Genomic DNA, 14,556 nt, shown 5'->3' on the forward strand with positions numbered 1-14,556 from the left:
ACGATCATGACGGAACGGCCGGTCGACCAGGCGACGAGCACCGAAACGGAGCGGCCCGGCAACGCCACGGCCAAGCACGACAACGTCGCGCTGCTCTCCGTCGCGACGACCGTGGCGGAACGCGTGACCACCTCGGCCGACATCGAGGAGAAGCTCCGAGGGGTGCTGCGACGCCTGCGCCTGCCGATGGGGCTCCTCGAGCGCGTGGCCGGGGTCAAGGAACGCCGGAACTGGGGCGAGGGCCAGTCCTTCCAGGACGCCGCCATCGACGCCGGACGCCGCGCCATGGCCGAGGCGGGCATCCGCCCCGAGGACGTCGGCCTGCTCATCAACACGTCGGTGACGCGCCCGCACCTCGAGCCGTCGGTCGCCGTGCGCCTGCACCACGGGCTCGGCCTGCCGTCGTCCGCGATCAACTTCGACATCGCGAACGCCTGCCTCGGGTTCGTCAACGCGATGAGCGTCGCCGCGGGCATGATCGACTCCGGCCAGATCAAGTACGCGCTCGTGGTGGACGGCGAGGACGCCGACCAGGTGCAGCTCAACACCATCGAGCGCCTGAACCAGGGCGGCCGCAACCGCAAGGACTTCATGAGCGAGTTCGCCAGCCTGACGCTCGGGTCCGGCGCCGCCGCGGCCGTGCTCGGCCCGGCGGACATGCACCCGGGCGGCCACCGGATCGTCGGCGGCGTCACCCGCGCGGCGACGCAGTGGTACGACCTCTGCGTCGGCAGCGTCGACGGCATGTTCACCGACGCGAAGATGCTCCTCAAGGGCGGCATGGAACTCGTCGTCGCCGCCTGGAACGAGGCACGCTCCCACTTCGACTGGGCCGACATGGACCGCTACGTGCTCCACCAGGTCTCCGACGTGCACACGAACGCCTTCGTCGAGGCCATCGGCGTCCCGCGCGACAAGGTCCCGACGACGTACGAGCGCTTCGGCAACGTCGGTCCGGCGTCGATCCCGATCACCCTCGCGGACGAGGTCGCCCGCGGTGCCATCCGCCCCGGCGACCGGGTGTTCCTCGGCGGTGTCGGCTCCGGCATCAACACGGCGATGATGGAACTGCGCTGGTGAGGTCCGGCCTCCCGCGCGTCGCCGCTGCCACGGCTCCGGCGACGCCCCCGCCGCCCCTGCCCGGACTCGACCCCGCCTGGTCGCGCATCGTCACGGTCCCCGCCGCTGCGGATCCAGGAGGCACGGCTCGCCCCGAGCGGTCGTGGCACCTCCTCGACACGGCCGGCGCCCTGGCCGCGCTCGGTGTGGAACCCGTCGGCACGCTGCTGTGCGTGCACGGCAACCCGACCTGGTCGTACCTGTGGCGGTCGGTGCTCCGCACCTCGCTCGACGTCGCCGCCGCCGGTGGTCCGGCGTGGCGGGTCGTCGCGGTCGACCAGCTCGACATGGGCTTCTCGGAGCGCACCGGCGTGCAGCACGGGCTCGCGGACCGCGTGCGGGACCTCGGCGCGCTGACCGACGAACTCGGGCTGTCCGGCCCGGTGGTCACCCTCGGGCACGACTGGGGCGGTGTCGTCTCCCTCGGCTGGGCGGTCGACCACCCGGACCTCGTGGTGGCCGTCACGACGTGCAACACCGCGGTGCACCAGCCCGACGACGCCCCGATCCCCGCACCGCTGCGGCTCGCGCTCCGTCCGGAGATCCTCGGCCGTGCCACGGTGCTGACGCCGGCGTTCCTCGAGACGACGCTCGCGATCGCCCACCCGCGGCTCGACCGTGCCACCGCCGATGCGTACCGCGCGCCCTACCGCGGGGCGGCCCGTCGCGGGGGCGTCGGCGGGTTCGTGGCCGACATCCCCGTCGACGCGACGCACCCGAGCGCACCCGAGCTCGACCGGATCGCTGCCGGCGTCGCCGCGCTCGAGGTCCCCGCCCTCGTGATGTGGGGGCCGCGCGACCCGGTGTTCCTGGAGCGCTACCTCGACGACCTCGCGGAGCGGCTGCCGCACGCGGACGTCCACCGCTTCGAGGGCGCCGGGCACCTGCTGCCGGACGACGCCGACGTCGCCGGGACGGTCGTCGAGTGGCTCGGTGACCACCTGCCGGACGGTCGCGTGCCCGTGGGGGCCGAGCCGTCCCTCCTGGCCCGCACCCATGACGACGCCGACGTGCGCCGCCCGCTCTGGGCCGCACTCGACGAGCTGCGCGACAGCGACGAGGCCGCGCTCGTCGAGATGGCCGCCGCCGGCGGTCCCCGGACCATCTCGTGGCGGTTGCTCGCCCGTCGGGTCGACGAGATCGCGGCCGGACTGGTCGACCTCGGCGTCCGCGCCGGTGACCGTGTCTCGCTCCTCGTCACCCCCGGCGCGGACCTGACCGCCGTCCTGTACGCCAGCGTGCGCATCGGGGCGGTCGTCGTCGTGGCCGATGCCGGGCTCGGCCTGCGCGGCCTGACCCGTGCGGTGCGCGGTGCCCGTCCCGACTGGATCATCGGCGCGCTGCCCGGCCTCGGGGCCGCCCGCGCGCTCGGCTGGCCCGGTCGACGCATCGCGACGGTGTCGTTGCCGGCGCCTGCTCGTCGGGCGCTCCGGGTCGAGCACACGCTCGTCGAGGTCGCACGACGCGGAGCGCAGCGCCTCGCACGGGGCACCGCGCTGCCCGGTGCGCCGTCGTCCGAGGCGCCGGCCGCGGTCCTCTTCACGTCCGGGTCGACGGGGCCGGCCAAGGGCGTCGTGTACACGCACGGGCAGCTCGGCGCGGTCCGCGACACCCTCGCGGCGCAGTACGACATCGGCGTCGGCACCGGCCTCGTCGCCGGGTTCGCCCCGTTCGCGCTCCTCGGTCCCGCGCTCGGCGCCCGGTCGGTCGCACCCGACATGGACGTCACCGCGCCCCGGACCCTGACCGCTCGGGCGGTCGCCGACTCGGTCACCGCGGCGGACGCCACCGTCGTGTTCCTGTCACCCGCGGCCGTCGCGAACGTCGTGGCGACCGCCGGTGCACTCACGGCAGCGGACCGTGCGGCGCTCGGTCGCGTGCGGCTGTTCCTGTCGGCCGGTGCACCGGTGTCGGCCGAGCTGCTGACCGCGGCCACCGAGCTCATGCCGAACGCGAGCGCCCACACGCCCTACGGGATGACCGAGGGGCTGCTGATGACCGACGTCGACCTCGACGGCGTGCGCGCCGCAGCCGCCGACGCCCCGGACGAGGACGGCATCTGCGTGGGCCGACCCGCCACCGGCGTCCGCGTGCGGATCGCCCCGCTCGACGACTCCGGCGAGCCGTCCGGAGCGCTCACCGAGGACCCGGGCGTCACGGGCGAGATCGTCGTCGCGGCGCCGCACGTCCGCGAGCGGTACGACCGGCTCTGGCGCCAGAACCGGGTGTCGCGGCTCGGTGTGGCGGACCCGCGCGGGCACCGCACGGGCGACGTCGGCCACCTCGACGATGCCGGTCGGCTCTGGGTCGAGGGACGCCTGCAGCACGTGCTCACCACGGCGGACGGGGTCGTCACGCCCGTCGGTCCCGAGCAGCGGATCGAGCGCGTCCCCGGTGTCGGTCGTGCCGGGCTCGCCGGCATCGGGCCCCGCGGCACGCAGCAGGCCGTCGCCGTCGTGGAGACGACCGGTGGGCGCCGCACCCTTCGGCCGACGCTCGCCGAACCCGACCTCGCCCGGGCCGTCCGGGCTGCCGCGGGGATCCCCGTCGCCGCGGTGCTGACGGTGCCCGAGCTCCCGACCGACATCCGGCACAACTCGAAGGTCGACCGTGCACGGCTGTCCCGGTGGGCGGCCTCGGTGCTGTCCGGTGGACGGATGGTCCGGCCGTGAGGGTCCTCGTCACCGGTGCGAGCGGGTTCCTCGGGCAGGCGACCGCCGCGGCCGTGCGTGGTGCGGGGCACGAGGTCCGGACGTTCCAGCGACGGCCCTCCGGGGTCGAGGGAGTGTCGGACGTGCTCGGCAGCATGACCGACCCCGCAGCCGTGGCCCGGGCCGTCGACGGCATCGAGGCGGTCGTCCACCTCGCCGCCAAGGTCTCGCTCGCCGGCGACCCGGACGACTTCGTCCGCGTGAACGTCGACGGCACCCGGACGCTCCTCGACGCTGCACGTGGCGCCGGGGTCGAGCGGTTCGTGTTCGTCTCCTCGCCCTCGGTCGCGCACACCGGGTCGTCCCTCGTCGGCGCGGACGCCGGACCCGCCGAGCCCGCGCGGGCCCGCGGCGACTACGCCCGGACGAAGGCCGCGGCCGAGCTGCTCGCACTCGCCGCGGACGCCCCCGGGTTCGCCGTCGTCGCCGTCCGCCCGCACCTCGTGTGGGGGCCCGGTGACACGCAGCTCGTCGGCCGGATCGTCGACCGTGCCCGCACGGGGCGCCTGCCGCTGCTCGACTCCGGCGCCGCGCTCATCGACACGCTCTACGTCGACAACGCCGCGTCCGCGATGGTCGCCGCGCTCGACCACGCCGCCGACGACGGGGTGCACGGCACCGCGTACGTCGTGACGAACGGGGAGCCCCGGCCCGTCGGGGACCTGCTCGCCGGGATCTGCACTGCGTCCGGGGTCCCGGCGCCGCGGGTGCACGTGCCGGCCGGGGTGGCCCGGTTCGCAGGGTCACTCGTCGAGGCGGTCTGGCGTGTGCGTCCGGGCGAGGACGAGCCGCCGATGACCCGGTTCCTCGCCGAGCAGCTGTCGACGGCGCACTGGTTCGACCAGCGGCGCACCCGTCGTGACCTGCAGTGGACGCCCGCGGTGTCGATCGACGAGGGGCTCGGCCGGCTCGCTGCCGCTCAGGCTTCGTCGGCGGCGACGTAGACCCAGGCCGTCGCGCCCGACCCGAGGGTCACCTCGACGCGTTGGTGGTCGGCGACCTCGTGGTCGTCGACGGCCCGCATCTGCCACTCGTGGCCGAGCGTGAGGGACGCGCCCTCGACACGGTCCTCCGGGGTGCCCCGGCGCAGGATCGGGTGCCGGTCCGAGCCGCTCGTCCGGATCACGCGGGGGTCGGTGATCGTCACCCAGTCGAGCCGCCAGCCGGGGAGCGAGTCCTCCGTGGTCGGCACCGGCCCGCCGAACAGGGTCTCCTGCACCTCGGGCTGCCGGAGGGTGCCGTACGAGAAGACGAGGTTCACACCGACGTTCGGCGCCGGGCGACGTGGACGTCGGGGAGCGATCGACGGCGCGGACGTCCACACGATCGCTCCCGCGAGCCCGGTCAGGCCGAGGTGGAGCAGTCCGACGACGCCGAGCACACTGCCCCAGATGATGCCCGAGTCGTCGCCGGTGCAGCGGTACTCCGGCCAGGTCTCGTCCGCGCCGAGACATCCGTACCGGTTCGAGAGCCCGACGACCAGGCCGACGAGACCGACGACGATGCAGAGCAGCGCGAACGCGCCGAGACCGATGACCCACCGCTGGGCAGGGGAGAGACGACGCACGGAGCGACCGTAGCGGACGGGAGGCGCGGTGCACGTGACCCAGATCGGGTCACGTGCACCGCGCCTCCGGTGGTGTCAGTGCTTGGTCGCCTTGGCGATCTTCTTGCCGAGCTTCTTGCGTGCCTTCCGCGAACGCGGGTCGTTCCACAGCTCGCGCGCGGTCTGGGTCTTCGACTTCTTGTTCACGGGGCGGGTGGCGCGCGCGCCGAACCAGAACCCGATGAAGACGATCGCGCCGATGAGGATGATGCGGTTGCGCATGGGGACTCCTTCGATGGTGGTGCGGGCGGCCGAGGACCTCAGCCGGTGAAGCGGTTCCAGAGCTCCGTGACGATGGGCCACACGTCGCCGGCGCGGTCGGCCGAACCGACGGCCACCAGGACGACCGGGACCGCGGTCACGGCGATGCTGACCAGGACGGCGAGCACGACGGCGATCGTCGCCGTGGTGGTGTGCCGTCGGGTGAACGCCAGGAGCAGCAACCCGAGGACCACGACGGCTCCGAGCAGCGCCACGATCGTCACCCGGACGAACGGGAACGGGACGAGTCCGGCGGTGGTGGCGGTGACCCCGCCGAGGAACCCGACGAGGGGGAGGAACGCACCGAGCAACGTCCCGAGGACCAGAACGACGCCGATGCCGCTCGCGATCCAGACGCCGCGGGGGCGGGGCCGCCGGACCTTCGTCCGGCGGTTGCCCGACCACGCGGTGGTCACGAGCGGTCCTGGCGGTGCCGACCGGCCTGCGCGTCGGTGTCCGACCCTGCCGGTGCGTCGTCAACGGCCGCCTGTGCGGCTGCGTCGGCCGACTCGGCCGCTGCTGCGGCTGCGTCCTCCGCGGCGTCGGCAGCGTCCTCCGCTGCCTCGGCAGCCGCAGCTGCACGATCCGCGGGCGCCGCGGACTCGGTGGCAGCAGGTTCGGTCACGGTGTCGACGACGGCGTCACGTGCGCCGGCCGCGGCGTCCTTCGCCGAGTCGGCGGCGTCCGCTGCCAACTCGGAGGACCGGACGAGCGCCTCCGCTGCCGCGTCCCGGACGTTGCCGGTGGTCTCGGCTGCGCTGTCGACGGCGCGCTTCGTGGCGTCGGCGGTCACGTCGGCCGCACGGCGGGTGGCGTCGGCCGTGGCATCGGCCGCCTTGCCGGCCTGCTCGACGGTGGCCTCCGCGGCGTCGCGGGTGGCGTCGGCGGCCTGTCGAGCGACGTCGGCCGTCGCCTCGGCGGTGCGCTTCGTCACGTCGGCCGTGGCGGACGCGGCGCGCTTCGTGGCGTCCGCGGTGGCCGTCGCGGCCTCCTTGAGCGCCTCACCGGTGGCGTCGGTGGCTCGCTTGGTGGCGGTGGCGGTGGCGGTGGCGGCCTGCTTGACCGCATCGCCGGTGGCCTCTGCCGCCCGGCCGAGCGGCGACTGCTCGTCGTCGAACGGGCCGTGCACGTCCAGCACGCGGACGTCGACGGACGTCGGGACGTCGGAGACCTGGCGCGTGGCCGCGGTCACCTGCTTGCGGACCTCGTCCGCGACGGCGATCACCGGGTGCGGGTAGCTGACGACGACGGAGACCCGCACGCCCAGCGCGCCGTCCTCGTCGTCGACCTGCACCCCAGCGGTGCCGGCGCTGCGGCCGAGCTGCTGCCGGAACTGGTCGGCGGCGCGGGCGGCGATCCCGCCGAGGTGGTGCACGCCGGGGACGCCCAGTGCGGTCTCCGCCGCGGTCCGGGCCACGATCGCCACGGTGCTCGCGTCGTCTGGGAGCGGCTGCGTGAGCTCCGCGGGCAGGGCCACCTCGGTGACCTGTGTGTGCGAATTCGGGTCGTGCTGCATGGTTCCTCCTCGTTCGGTCCGCCGGAACGCGTCGGGGCACTCGACAGGCGAGTGCCCCGACACGGTTCGTGCGTCCTACTTCTTGAAGACGTCCTTGACGTCCTCGCCGGTCTGCTTGACGCTCGCGGCGGCCTGGTCCTTCTGGCCCTCGGCGACCTTCGAGTCGTCGTTCGTGGCCTTGCCGACCGCTTCCTTCGCCTTGCCGGCGAGGTCCTGAGCAGCGTTCTTGATCTTGTCGTCGAGTCCCATGACGGGTCCTTTCTTCGGTCGGGCGCGTGCCCGATGGGTGGTGGTCTGGTGGGCCGGGAGGCCCGGGTCACGTCCGGCTGACGGCTGTCAGTGGACGCGGGTGGGTTTGGCGAGGGTGGAGCGGGTGCCGCCGGTGAGGTGGACGAGGACGGGGATCTGCCGGCCGAGGGTGCGGTCCAGGACGGTGATGGCGTGGTCGACGGCGGTGAGGACGGTGACGGCGTCACCACCACGGCGGACCGCGACGCGGATGCGTGCGGCGCGTTGCCGTCGGACGAGGTACGTGTCGACGCGGGCGCTGATGACGTCGCGGACGCCGTCGAGTTCGTGGTCGACGACGTCGCGGACGAGAGCGACGTTGACGGTGACCTGGTCGTCGCCGGAGCGTTCCCGGACGGCGACGGACGTGCCGCCCCCACCACGGGTGAACACCCACACCAACGCCAGCACGATCACCACGGCGCAGGCCGCGACGATGATCCACAGCGACGACGCCGGCACGGTCAGGTTCCGGGGCAGCTGGATGGTGCCGGAGATCGCGTCGCGGACGGCGGGCAGGACGCCCGCGCCGATGGTGATGCCGACGATGACCGCGACGAGGCCGAGGATGAACAGGATGATCCGGTTCAGGGTCCGGTTGCTCTTGGTCATGCGAGGGTTCCCTTCTCCTCGACCGTGACGCTGACGCGTCGGCCGAAGCGTTCGTCGAGCCCGGACAGGCGGTCCCGGACGGCGTCGCGGATGACGGTGTCGTCGACGGGGATCCCGCTGACGGGCACCACACGGACCGTGGTGGAGCGTCCGCGGGCGGTCGCGGAGGCGTTGCCCTCCGGGACCCCGGCGGCCATCCCGGCGGCGTTCGCGGCGGTGGAGGCGAGGATGCGGGTGTCGATGACGACGGCACCACGGTCGTGGTCGATGACGGAGCGGTGCTGCCGGCCGGGCTTCAGGGCCAGGACGATCAGGACCACACCGAGGACCAGCAGGACCACGGCGATGACCTCCGCGATCGTGACGAACGCGGCGTCCGGGCGGAGCGCGGCGTCGACGACGGTCTGCGGGTCGGCGAGCAGCGGGGGCCGGCCGATGGCGGCGAGGACCGCTTCGGTGCCGATCCACGCAGCGACCAGGGCGAGCACCACGAGCGACACCGCCACGGCGGTCGAGCGGGAGCGGTGCACGCTCCGGCGACGGATGCGTCGTTCGACGGAACCGTTGCTCATGATGGCCTCCTAAGCGATCCGGGACTGGTGCTCGCGCACGATCCCGGTGAGTTCGATGTGGGCACTACCGACGCGGCGGCCGGTGAGTTCCCCGACCCGGCCCTTGACCTCGTCCGCGACCCGGGCGGTGCGGGTGACGATGTCGTCGCCCGCGGCGATGGGGCCGGTGATGTCGAGCGCGAGCGCGCCGGCGGTGTCGCCGAGACCGACGCGCACCCGCTTGGCGGGGGCGCCGAGCCGTTCGGCTGCGACGGCCCGCGCCAGCGAGGTCAGTGCGCGAGCGGTGATCTCGACGCGGCCCGGGACGTCCGGGCCGGCGTTCACCGGGAGCTCCGGCGTCCGGTCAGCACGTCGGCGAGGGCACCCCGGTCGATGCGGCCGGTGACGAGGGCGGCCACGAGAGCCCCGACGGCGCCGAACACGACCACGAGCACGAAGCCCCAGAACCCGAACTGCAACGCCACGACGGCGAGGATCGCCCCGATGAGGGCTCCGATCAGTGTGTTGCTCATGCGACTCGCGCTTCCTTCTTCTCGTCGTCCTTGTCGTCGTCGTCACCCGGGATGAACACGTCCTGCACGGTCACGTTCACCTCGGCGACCTCCATGCCCACGATCTGCTCCAGCGCACGAGCGACACCGGCGCGGACACCGTCAGCGACCTGCTGCAGGGCGACGGGGTACTCCGCGACGATCACGATGTCCGCGGCGACCTGCTTCTCGCCGACCTCGACCTTGACGCCCTGCCCGAAGTCACGCTGCCCGATCGCGTCACGGATCGCACCGATCGCACGCGCGGCACCGTTGCCGAGGGAGTGCACCCCGTTCACCTCACGCGCAGCGATCCCGGCGACCTTCGACACGACGGTGTCGTCGATCGTGGTCTTGCCGGTGACGCCGCCGGTGTGGGTGCCCGTGTTCCGAGCGACCCCCGAAGCCGTCGCAGCCGAAGCAGTCGTGGTGGTCGTGGTGTCAGCCATGTTCGTTCCTTCCGTTGACCCGCCGGGCGTTCCCAGCGGTTGCTGTTCACGGATGAGACGGGGCCCACCAGACGTTCGTCACACGGAGGTGATCGGATTCAGGAACTTTTCAGAGACACCGCCGGATGCCTGTGTTTCCGTACCCCGGCTGGTGGGACGTTCAGCGGACTGCGCTGATTCCGTCCGTCTGGTTGCGTCCTGCAGCACCACGGATCGACCGCACGGCCGCCATCGGGGACTCGCCCCGTTCCTCCAGGAAGAGCTGCTGGAGCCGGCGCGGACGCACGCCCGCCGCGTCGGCGATCGCCTGCAGCGTCACCGGTTCGTCGGGGTGCGACTCGATGAACTCGACGGCCCGGCGGAGCCGCCAGGAGGCGCGGCCCGGCTTGGCGGCGCGCGACGAGCGGAGCGTCGTGGCCGGGTCCTCGCCGTACCGGTCGCGGTACGCGCCGGCGAGGCGGCCGTGGTTCGTGAAGCCCCAGCGTCGGGCGATCTCGGTGACGCTCTCGTCGCCGTCCGAGTGCAGGAGCTCGCGTCGGACGCGGTCGAGCCGGTGGTCGCGGAGGAACCGGTGCGGGGTCGAGTCGAGCGTCCGCGCGAAGACGTCCTGCAGCCCCCGCTGGCTGAGCCCGCACGCGGCGGCGATCTCGGGGACCGAGGGGCGTTCGGCGGCGTGCTCCTCGATGAACCGCACCGCGTCCCGCAGACGGTTCGCCACCGGGACGTCCGATCCGCGGTTCCGGATCGGGAAGGTGTCGAGGACGACGACGGCGAGCCGCCGGTTGAGGGCCGTCCGCATCGGTCCGAGCACGCGGTCGTCGACGAGCATCGGGCCGATCTCGCGGACGAGGTGGCGGAGGGGTTCCTGGCGCGCGACGGCCTCGTCCTGCTGCTCGAACAGGAGCGGCCCGTCGGGGAGGGCGAAGCCGAGGTCCCGCCCGACCGTGCGGAGGAACCGGTCGGCGATGTGCACGCCGTTGTAGACCGTGCCCGTGGACTCGAAGCGGTAGGCCTCGGACGCCGAGGCGATGTACGGGCTCCCGGGCTCCACCACGCGTGAGCGGTCCGCGAAGTGCATCTCGAGCTGGCCCCTGGTGAGCCAGAACACGACGTGGTCGTCCCGCGGGCCGATGACGCCACCGCGCTTCCCGCCCTCGGCGCGCATCGTGCGGAGCGTCAGGTCGTCGTCGCCCACGACCGTGTACTCGTAGCGGGCGTCCTCGGTCGCGAACGTGTCGGAGGCGAAGTCCGAGCCGTGGTACTCGGCCTCGAAGATGTCGGAGTAGTCCGAGCCGTCGGCGTCCGCGAACCGCAGCCTGCGGAAGCCGTTCGTCGCCGCCTCGGTCATGGGCGCATCCTGCCATGGTTGCGCGTTCGGCGTCAGGGAATACCCTAGGGGGGTACCGTATTGACCATGACGGAGGCCAGCATGCACGAACACGTCGGCTACATCGGCGACAAGGACGACCTGCTCAAGCGACTCCACCGAGCCGAGGGCCAGGTCCGCGGCATCGCCCGCATGGTCGAGGACGAGACGTACTGCATCGACGTCCTCACCCAGATCTCCGCAGCGAACCGGGCGCTCGAGCGTGTCGCCCTGTCGCTGCTCGAGGACCACCTCAAGCACTGCGTCGCCGAGGCCGTCGCCGAGGGCGGCGAGGCCGCCGACGCCAAGGTCCGCGAAGCCAGCGAGGCCATCGCCCGACTCGTCCGCTCCTGAAGGGAACCACCATGAACACCGAACTGCTGCTCGTCGAGGGAATGACCTGCGACCACTGCGTGATGAGCGTCACCGAGGAGCTCACCGAGCTCGACGGCGTGTCCGACGTCCGGGTGCGACTCGTCCCCGGCGGTGCGTCCGAGGTCACGGTGACGTCCGACGCCCCGGTGCCGTCCGACGCGCTCCGCGCCGCGGTCACCGAGGCCGGCTACGAGGTCGTGCGGTCGTGACGGACGGCGCGGTCGAACTCGACATCACGGGGATGACGTGCGCCTCGTGCGCGAACCGCATCGAACGGAAGCTCGGCAAGCTCCCCGGTGTCACGGCGACCGTGAACTACGCGACCGAGAAGGCCACGGTCTCCGGCAGCTCGGACACCGGCGCGCTCATCGCGGCCGTGGAGTCGGCGGGGTACGGGGCGTCCGTGCCCGCCCCGCCCGCACCGGACGGCTCCTCCGCTCCGCGCGAGGACGATGCGTCCGCGGCGCTCCGGCAGCGCCTGGTCGTCTCGGCCGTCCTCGCCGTCCCCGTGGTCGTCCTGTCGATGGTGCCCGTGCTGCAGTTCCCGAACTGGCAGTGGCTGGCCCTCGCACTCGCCGCTCCCGTGGCCGTGTGGGGCGCCCTGCCCTTCCACCGTGCTGCGTGGGTGAACGCCCGGCACGGTGCCGCGACGATGGACACCCTCGTGAGCGTCGGCGTCCTCGCGGCGTTCGGGTGGTCGCTGTACGCGCTGTTCCTCGGTGACGCCGGGATGCCCGGCATGCACATGACCTTCTCGTGGTTCGCCACCGACTCCGAGGCGAGCGACCTGTACCTCGAGGTCGCGTCCGCCGTGACCGTGTTCATCCTCGCCGGGCGGTACATGGAGGCCCGCGCGAAGCAGCAGTCCGGGGCCGCGCTCCGTGCACTGCTCGAACTCGGGGCGAAGGACGCGACGGTGCTCCGCGGGGGATCCGAGTCCCGCGTGCCCGCCGCCTCGCTCGTCGTCGGCGACGTGGTCGTCGTGCGGCCGGGGGAGCGGATCCCGAGCGACGGCACCGTGCGCGAGGGCTCGTCGGCCGTCGACCTCAGCATGCTCACCGGCGAGTCCGTGCCGGTCGAGGTCCGCCCGGGCGACGACGTCACCGGCGCCACGATCAACGTCGGCGGGCGGCTCGTCGTCACGATCACCCGGGTCGGAGCCGACACCGAACTCGCCCGCATGGGCCGTCTCATCGAGGACGCGCAGACCGGGAAGGCTGAGGTCCAGCGCCTCGCCGACCGGGTGTCCGGCGTCTTCGTCCCGATCGTCATCGGGCTCGCGGTGCTGGCCTTCGTCGGGTGGCTCGTCCTCGGCGGCTCTCTGACGGCGGCCTTCACCGCGGCGGTGGCCACGCTCATCATCGCCTGCCCCTGCGCGCTCGGACTCGCGACCCCGACCGCGTTGCTCGTCGGGACCGGCCGGGGATCGCAGCTCGGGATCCTCATCGGCGGTCCGCAGGTCCTCGAACAGACCCGTGGCGTCGACACGATCGTCCTCGACAAGACCGGCACCGTCACCACGGGGTCGATGGCCCTCCGCTCGGTCACCGGCACGCCGGACACCGACGACGCGGCGGTCCTCCGTCTCGCCGCCGCGGTCGAGGACGGCTCCGAGCACCCGGTCGCGCGCGCGATCGTCACGGCCGCACGGGCCCGCGGACTCGACGTCGCCGGTGCGACGCAGTTCACCGCGACGCCCGGCGCCGGCGTCCAGGCGGTCGTCGACGGCGAGGTCGTCCTCGTCGGGACCGTCGCCTGGCTCGAGGCGTCGTGGGCGATCACGGTGCCCGACGCCGTGGCGCAGACGGCCCGGGACGCCGAGGCGGACGGCGGCACGGCGGTCGTCGTCGCGACGGACGGCCGCGCGCTCGGCGTGGTCGTCGTCGCGGACACGGTCAAGCCCGAGGCTGCCGACGCCGTCCGGCGCTTCGTGGTGCTCGGCCTGCACCCGGTACTGCTCACCGGCGACAACGAGGGCGCTGCCCGAGCCGTCGCCACCGCGGTCGGCATCGACGAGGTGCACGCCCGCGCCACCCCGACGTCGAAGCTCGAGACCGTCCGTCGCCTGCAGGCCGAGGGGCGCAGCGTGGCGATGGTCGGCGACGGCGTGAACGACGCCGCAGCCCTGGCCGCTGCCGACCTCGGCATCGCGATGGGGGCCGGCACGGACGCGGCGATCGCAGCGAGCGACATCACGGTGGTCAGCGGCCGCCTGACGGTCGTGGCCGAGGCGATCCGGCTGTCCCGGGCCACCCTGCGCACGATCAAGGGGAACCTGTTCTGGGCGTTCGCGTACAACGTGGCGGCGATCCCGCTCGCGATGGCGGGGCTGCTCAACCCGGTGCTCGCGGGTGCCGCGATGGCGTTCTCGTCGGTCTTCGTCGTGACGAACAGCCTGCGCCTGCGCCGCTTCACCCCGCTGCCCTGACCACCGCGCCGCGGGTCCCGCGCGGGGCCCGCGGCTCGGTCTACCATGAACCTGCCCGCCCCCGCTGGGGGATGTGGAAGTAGAAGCCGGGATCCCCGCCCTTTGACGGGACCCGGCTTTCGCGCTGTTCGGAGCTCGATGCGGATGAGTTCGACCGCGTTCGCGAGTGCCTGCAGCCATCGGTCGTCCCCGGTGTGCGCGTCGCCCACCGCGCCGACGATCTGGTCGGCGATCCACAGCATGGGCTCGTCGAGTGGATTGCCGTGGTCGACGCGCATGCCCCTCGGCAGGCCGCCACGACCGCGCAGCGCATCGATGGTGCGGCGGTCACGTTGCATCAACGAGGGTGTGCGTGCCTCCAGCGTCGTGTGGATCACGTGGTGCCGTTCGCAGAGCTCCCACGCCAGCCGCTCGAGACACAGCGCGCGGGCTCGTTCCTGTCGCTTCGGGTCCATCGGCGTCCCGACCACCACCACGTGCTGGACGTCGAACCCCCTGATGACGGAGATCACGCGCCGCCGGTGTGGTCCGTCGATGTCCCGCCAGTGCAACTTCCGGCGTGTGTTCTGGAGTGGCCGCAGGGCGTCACGGTGTGCTTCGCTCGCTCCAGGAGCGGCGACGACGCCGCCGAGGAAGTACGCGGGGGGTTCGGCGTTCGCGACGCGGGCACTCTCATCGATCCAGGCGTGCAGCTCCATGTCACTCCCCGGCATCCGGCCACGA

General features: G+C 73.2%; 17 protein-coding genes. 6 read left to right on the forward strand and 11 right to left on the reverse strand.

From position 1 onward, the window contains the following. Positions 1–6: 6 nt before the first annotated feature. The 3 genes from BJK06_RS11645 to BJK06_RS11655 are packed head-to-tail and all read left to right on the forward strand — an operon-like array spanning position 7 to position 4,774. On the forward strand, positions 7–1,080 hold the full coding sequence (locus BJK06_RS11645) for a 3-oxoacyl-ACP synthase III (protein ID WP_070419407.1): 1,074 nt from the start codon (positions 7–9) through the stop codon (positions 1,078–1,080). Beyond that, positions 1,077–3,791, forward strand: a complete 2,715-nt coding sequence (locus tag BJK06_RS11650) for an alpha/beta fold hydrolase (RefSeq protein ID WP_070418033.1) — start codon at positions 1,077–1,079, stop codon at positions 3,789–3,791. Before BJK06_RS11645 ends, BJK06_RS11650 begins: the two co-directional genes overlap by 4 nt. Then, positions 3,788–4,774 (forward strand): NAD(P)-dependent oxidoreductase, encoded by a 987-nt coding sequence (locus BJK06_RS11655; RefSeq protein WP_070419409.1) that lies wholly within the window; start codon positions 3,788–3,790, stop codon positions 4,772–4,774. Before BJK06_RS11650 ends, BJK06_RS11655 begins: the two co-directional genes overlap by 4 nt. On the opposite strand, the gene BJK06_RS19085 is transcribed toward BJK06_RS11655, so the two are convergent. From BJK06_RS19085 to BJK06_RS11710, 11 genes are all read right to left on the reverse strand, one after another. Then, a complete protein-coding gene (locus BJK06_RS19085) occupies positions 4,750–5,397 on the reverse strand; it encodes a gamma-glutamylcyclotransferase family protein (RefSeq protein ID WP_258027626.1) in 648 nt (215 codons plus the stop codon). The genes BJK06_RS11655 and BJK06_RS19085 overlap by 25 nt on opposite strands. A gap of 75 nt (positions 5,398–5,472) precedes the next feature. Beyond that, positions 5,473–5,658, reverse strand: coding sequence for a hypothetical protein (locus BJK06_RS11665; protein WP_070418034.1), 186 nt, complete (start codon positions 5,656–5,658; stop codon positions 5,473–5,475). Between the two features lie 38 nt (positions 5,659–5,696). After that, complete coding sequence (locus BJK06_RS11670) at positions 5,697–6,113, reverse strand: MFS transporter permease (RefSeq protein WP_070418035.1); 417 nt, start codon at positions 6,111–6,113, stop codon at positions 5,697–5,699. Continuing rightward, a complete protein-coding gene (locus tag BJK06_RS11675; RefSeq protein ID WP_070418036.1) occupies positions 6,110–7,213 on the reverse strand; it encodes an Asp23/Gls24 family envelope stress response protein in 1,104 nt (367 codons plus the stop codon). Before BJK06_RS11675 ends, BJK06_RS11670 begins: the two co-directional genes overlap by 4 nt. 75 nt (positions 7,214–7,288) lie before the next feature. After that, positions 7,289–7,462 carry a CsbD family protein gene (locus BJK06_RS11680; protein WP_070418037.1) on the reverse strand — a complete coding sequence of 58 codons (174 nt, stop codon included), beginning with the start codon at positions 7,460–7,462 and terminating at the stop codon, positions 7,289–7,291. An 87-nt stretch (positions 7,463–7,549) separates the two neighbouring features. After that, positions 7,550–8,113, reverse strand: a complete 564-nt coding sequence (locus BJK06_RS18635; protein WP_070418038.1) for an ABC transporter permease — start codon at positions 8,111–8,113, stop codon at positions 7,550–7,552. Then, positions 8,110–8,685, reverse strand: a complete 576-nt coding sequence (locus BJK06_RS11690) for a DUF6286 domain-containing protein (protein WP_070418039.1) — start codon at positions 8,683–8,685, stop codon at positions 8,110–8,112. Before BJK06_RS11690 ends, BJK06_RS18635 begins: the two co-directional genes overlap by 4 nt. A gap of 9 nt (positions 8,686–8,694) precedes the next feature. Next, positions 8,695–9,009: a hypothetical protein gene (locus tag BJK06_RS11695; protein ID WP_070418040.1), complete on the reverse strand. Its 315-nt coding sequence runs from the start codon at positions 9,007–9,009 to the stop codon at positions 8,695–8,697. Beyond that, entirely contained in the window at positions 9,006–9,197 is a 192-nt protein-coding gene (locus BJK06_RS11700) for a DUF2273 domain-containing protein (protein WP_070418041.1), read from the reverse strand. The genes BJK06_RS11695 and BJK06_RS11700 overlap by 4 nt, the downstream gene beginning before the upstream one ends. Continuing rightward, a complete protein-coding gene (locus BJK06_RS11705) occupies positions 9,194–9,664 on the reverse strand; it encodes an Asp23/Gls24 family envelope stress response protein (RefSeq protein ID WP_070418042.1) in 471 nt (156 codons plus the stop codon). Before BJK06_RS11705 ends, BJK06_RS11700 begins: the two co-directional genes overlap by 4 nt. A 160-nt stretch (positions 9,665–9,824) precedes the next feature. After that, positions 9,825–11,012, reverse strand: coding sequence for an AraC family transcriptional regulator (locus tag BJK06_RS11710; RefSeq protein ID WP_070418043.1), 1,188 nt, complete (start codon positions 11,010–11,012; stop codon positions 9,825–9,827). Between the two features lie 66 nt (positions 11,013–11,078). Here BJK06_RS11710 and BJK06_RS11715 point away from each other — a divergent pair, with 66 nt between their 5' ends. The 3 genes from BJK06_RS11715 to BJK06_RS11725 are packed head-to-tail and all read left to right on the forward strand — an operon-like array spanning position 11,079 to position 13,833. Then, positions 11,079–11,384: a metal-sensitive transcriptional regulator gene (locus BJK06_RS11715; protein WP_156794843.1), complete on the forward strand. Its 306-nt coding sequence runs from the start codon at positions 11,079–11,081 to the stop codon at positions 11,382–11,384. 11 nt (positions 11,385–11,395) lie between these two features. After that, complete coding sequence (locus tag BJK06_RS11720; RefSeq protein ID WP_070418044.1) at positions 11,396–11,614, forward strand: heavy-metal-associated domain-containing protein; 219 nt, start codon at positions 11,396–11,398, stop codon at positions 11,612–11,614. Then, the gene (locus tag BJK06_RS11725; RefSeq protein WP_070418045.1) at positions 11,611–13,833 is read left to right on the forward strand and encodes a cation-translocating P-type ATPase; all 2,223 of its coding nucleotides are present in this window, start codon (positions 11,611–11,613) and stop codon (positions 13,831–13,833) included. Before BJK06_RS11720 ends, BJK06_RS11725 begins: the two co-directional genes overlap by 4 nt. Positions 13,834–14,556 lie beyond the last annotated feature (723 nt).

Origin of the sequence: Curtobacterium sp. BH-2-1-1 (assembly GCF_001806325.1) — a bacterium.
Classification (GTDB): domain Bacteria; phylum Actinomycetota; class Actinomycetes; order Actinomycetales; family Microbacteriaceae; genus Curtobacterium.

What these genes read in the sequence shown, in the direction of transcription:
- BJK06_RS11680 (WP_070418037.1), bottom strand. Translation starts at nt 7,462, where the DNA reads ATGGGACTCGACGACAAGATCAAGAACGCTGCTCAGGACCTCGCCGGC.
- BJK06_RS11710 (WP_070418043.1), bottom strand. Translation starts at nt 11,012, where the DNA reads ATGACCGAGGCGGCGACGAACGGCTTCCGCAGGCTGCGGTTCGCGGAC.
- BJK06_RS11665 (WP_070418034.1), bottom strand. Translation starts at nt 5,658, where the DNA reads ATGCGCAACCGCATCATCCTCATCGGCGCGATCGTCTTCATCGGGTTC.
- BJK06_RS11675 (WP_070418036.1), bottom strand. Translation starts at nt 7,213, where the DNA reads ATGCAGCACGACCCGAATTCGCACACACAGGTCACCGAGGTGGCCCTG.
- BJK06_RS18635 (WP_070418038.1), bottom strand. Translation starts at nt 8,113, where the DNA reads ATGACCAAGAGCAACCGGACCCTGAACCGGATCATCCTGTTCATCCTC.
- BJK06_RS11715 (WP_156794843.1), top strand. Translation starts at nt 11,079, where the DNA reads ATGACGGAGGCCAGCATGCACGAACACGTCGGCTACATCGGCGACAAG.
- BJK06_RS11720 (WP_070418044.1), top strand. Translation starts at nt 11,396, where the DNA reads ATGAACACCGAACTGCTGCTCGTCGAGGGAATGACCTGCGACCACTGC.
- BJK06_RS11690 (WP_070418039.1), bottom strand. Translation starts at nt 8,685, where the DNA reads ATGAGCAACGGTTCCGTCGAACGACGCATCCGTCGCCGGAGCGTGCAC.
- BJK06_RS11705 (WP_070418042.1), bottom strand. Translation starts at nt 9,664, where the DNA reads ATGGCTGACACCACGACCACCACGACTGCTTCGGCTGCGACGGCTTCG.
- BJK06_RS11645 (WP_070419407.1), top strand. Translation starts at nt 7, where the DNA reads ATGACGGAACGGCCGGTCGACCAGGCGACGAGCACCGAAACGGAGCGG.
- BJK06_RS11700 (WP_070418041.1), bottom strand. Translation starts at nt 9,197, where the DNA reads ATGAGCAACACACTGATCGGAGCCCTCATCGGGGCGATCCTCGCCGTC.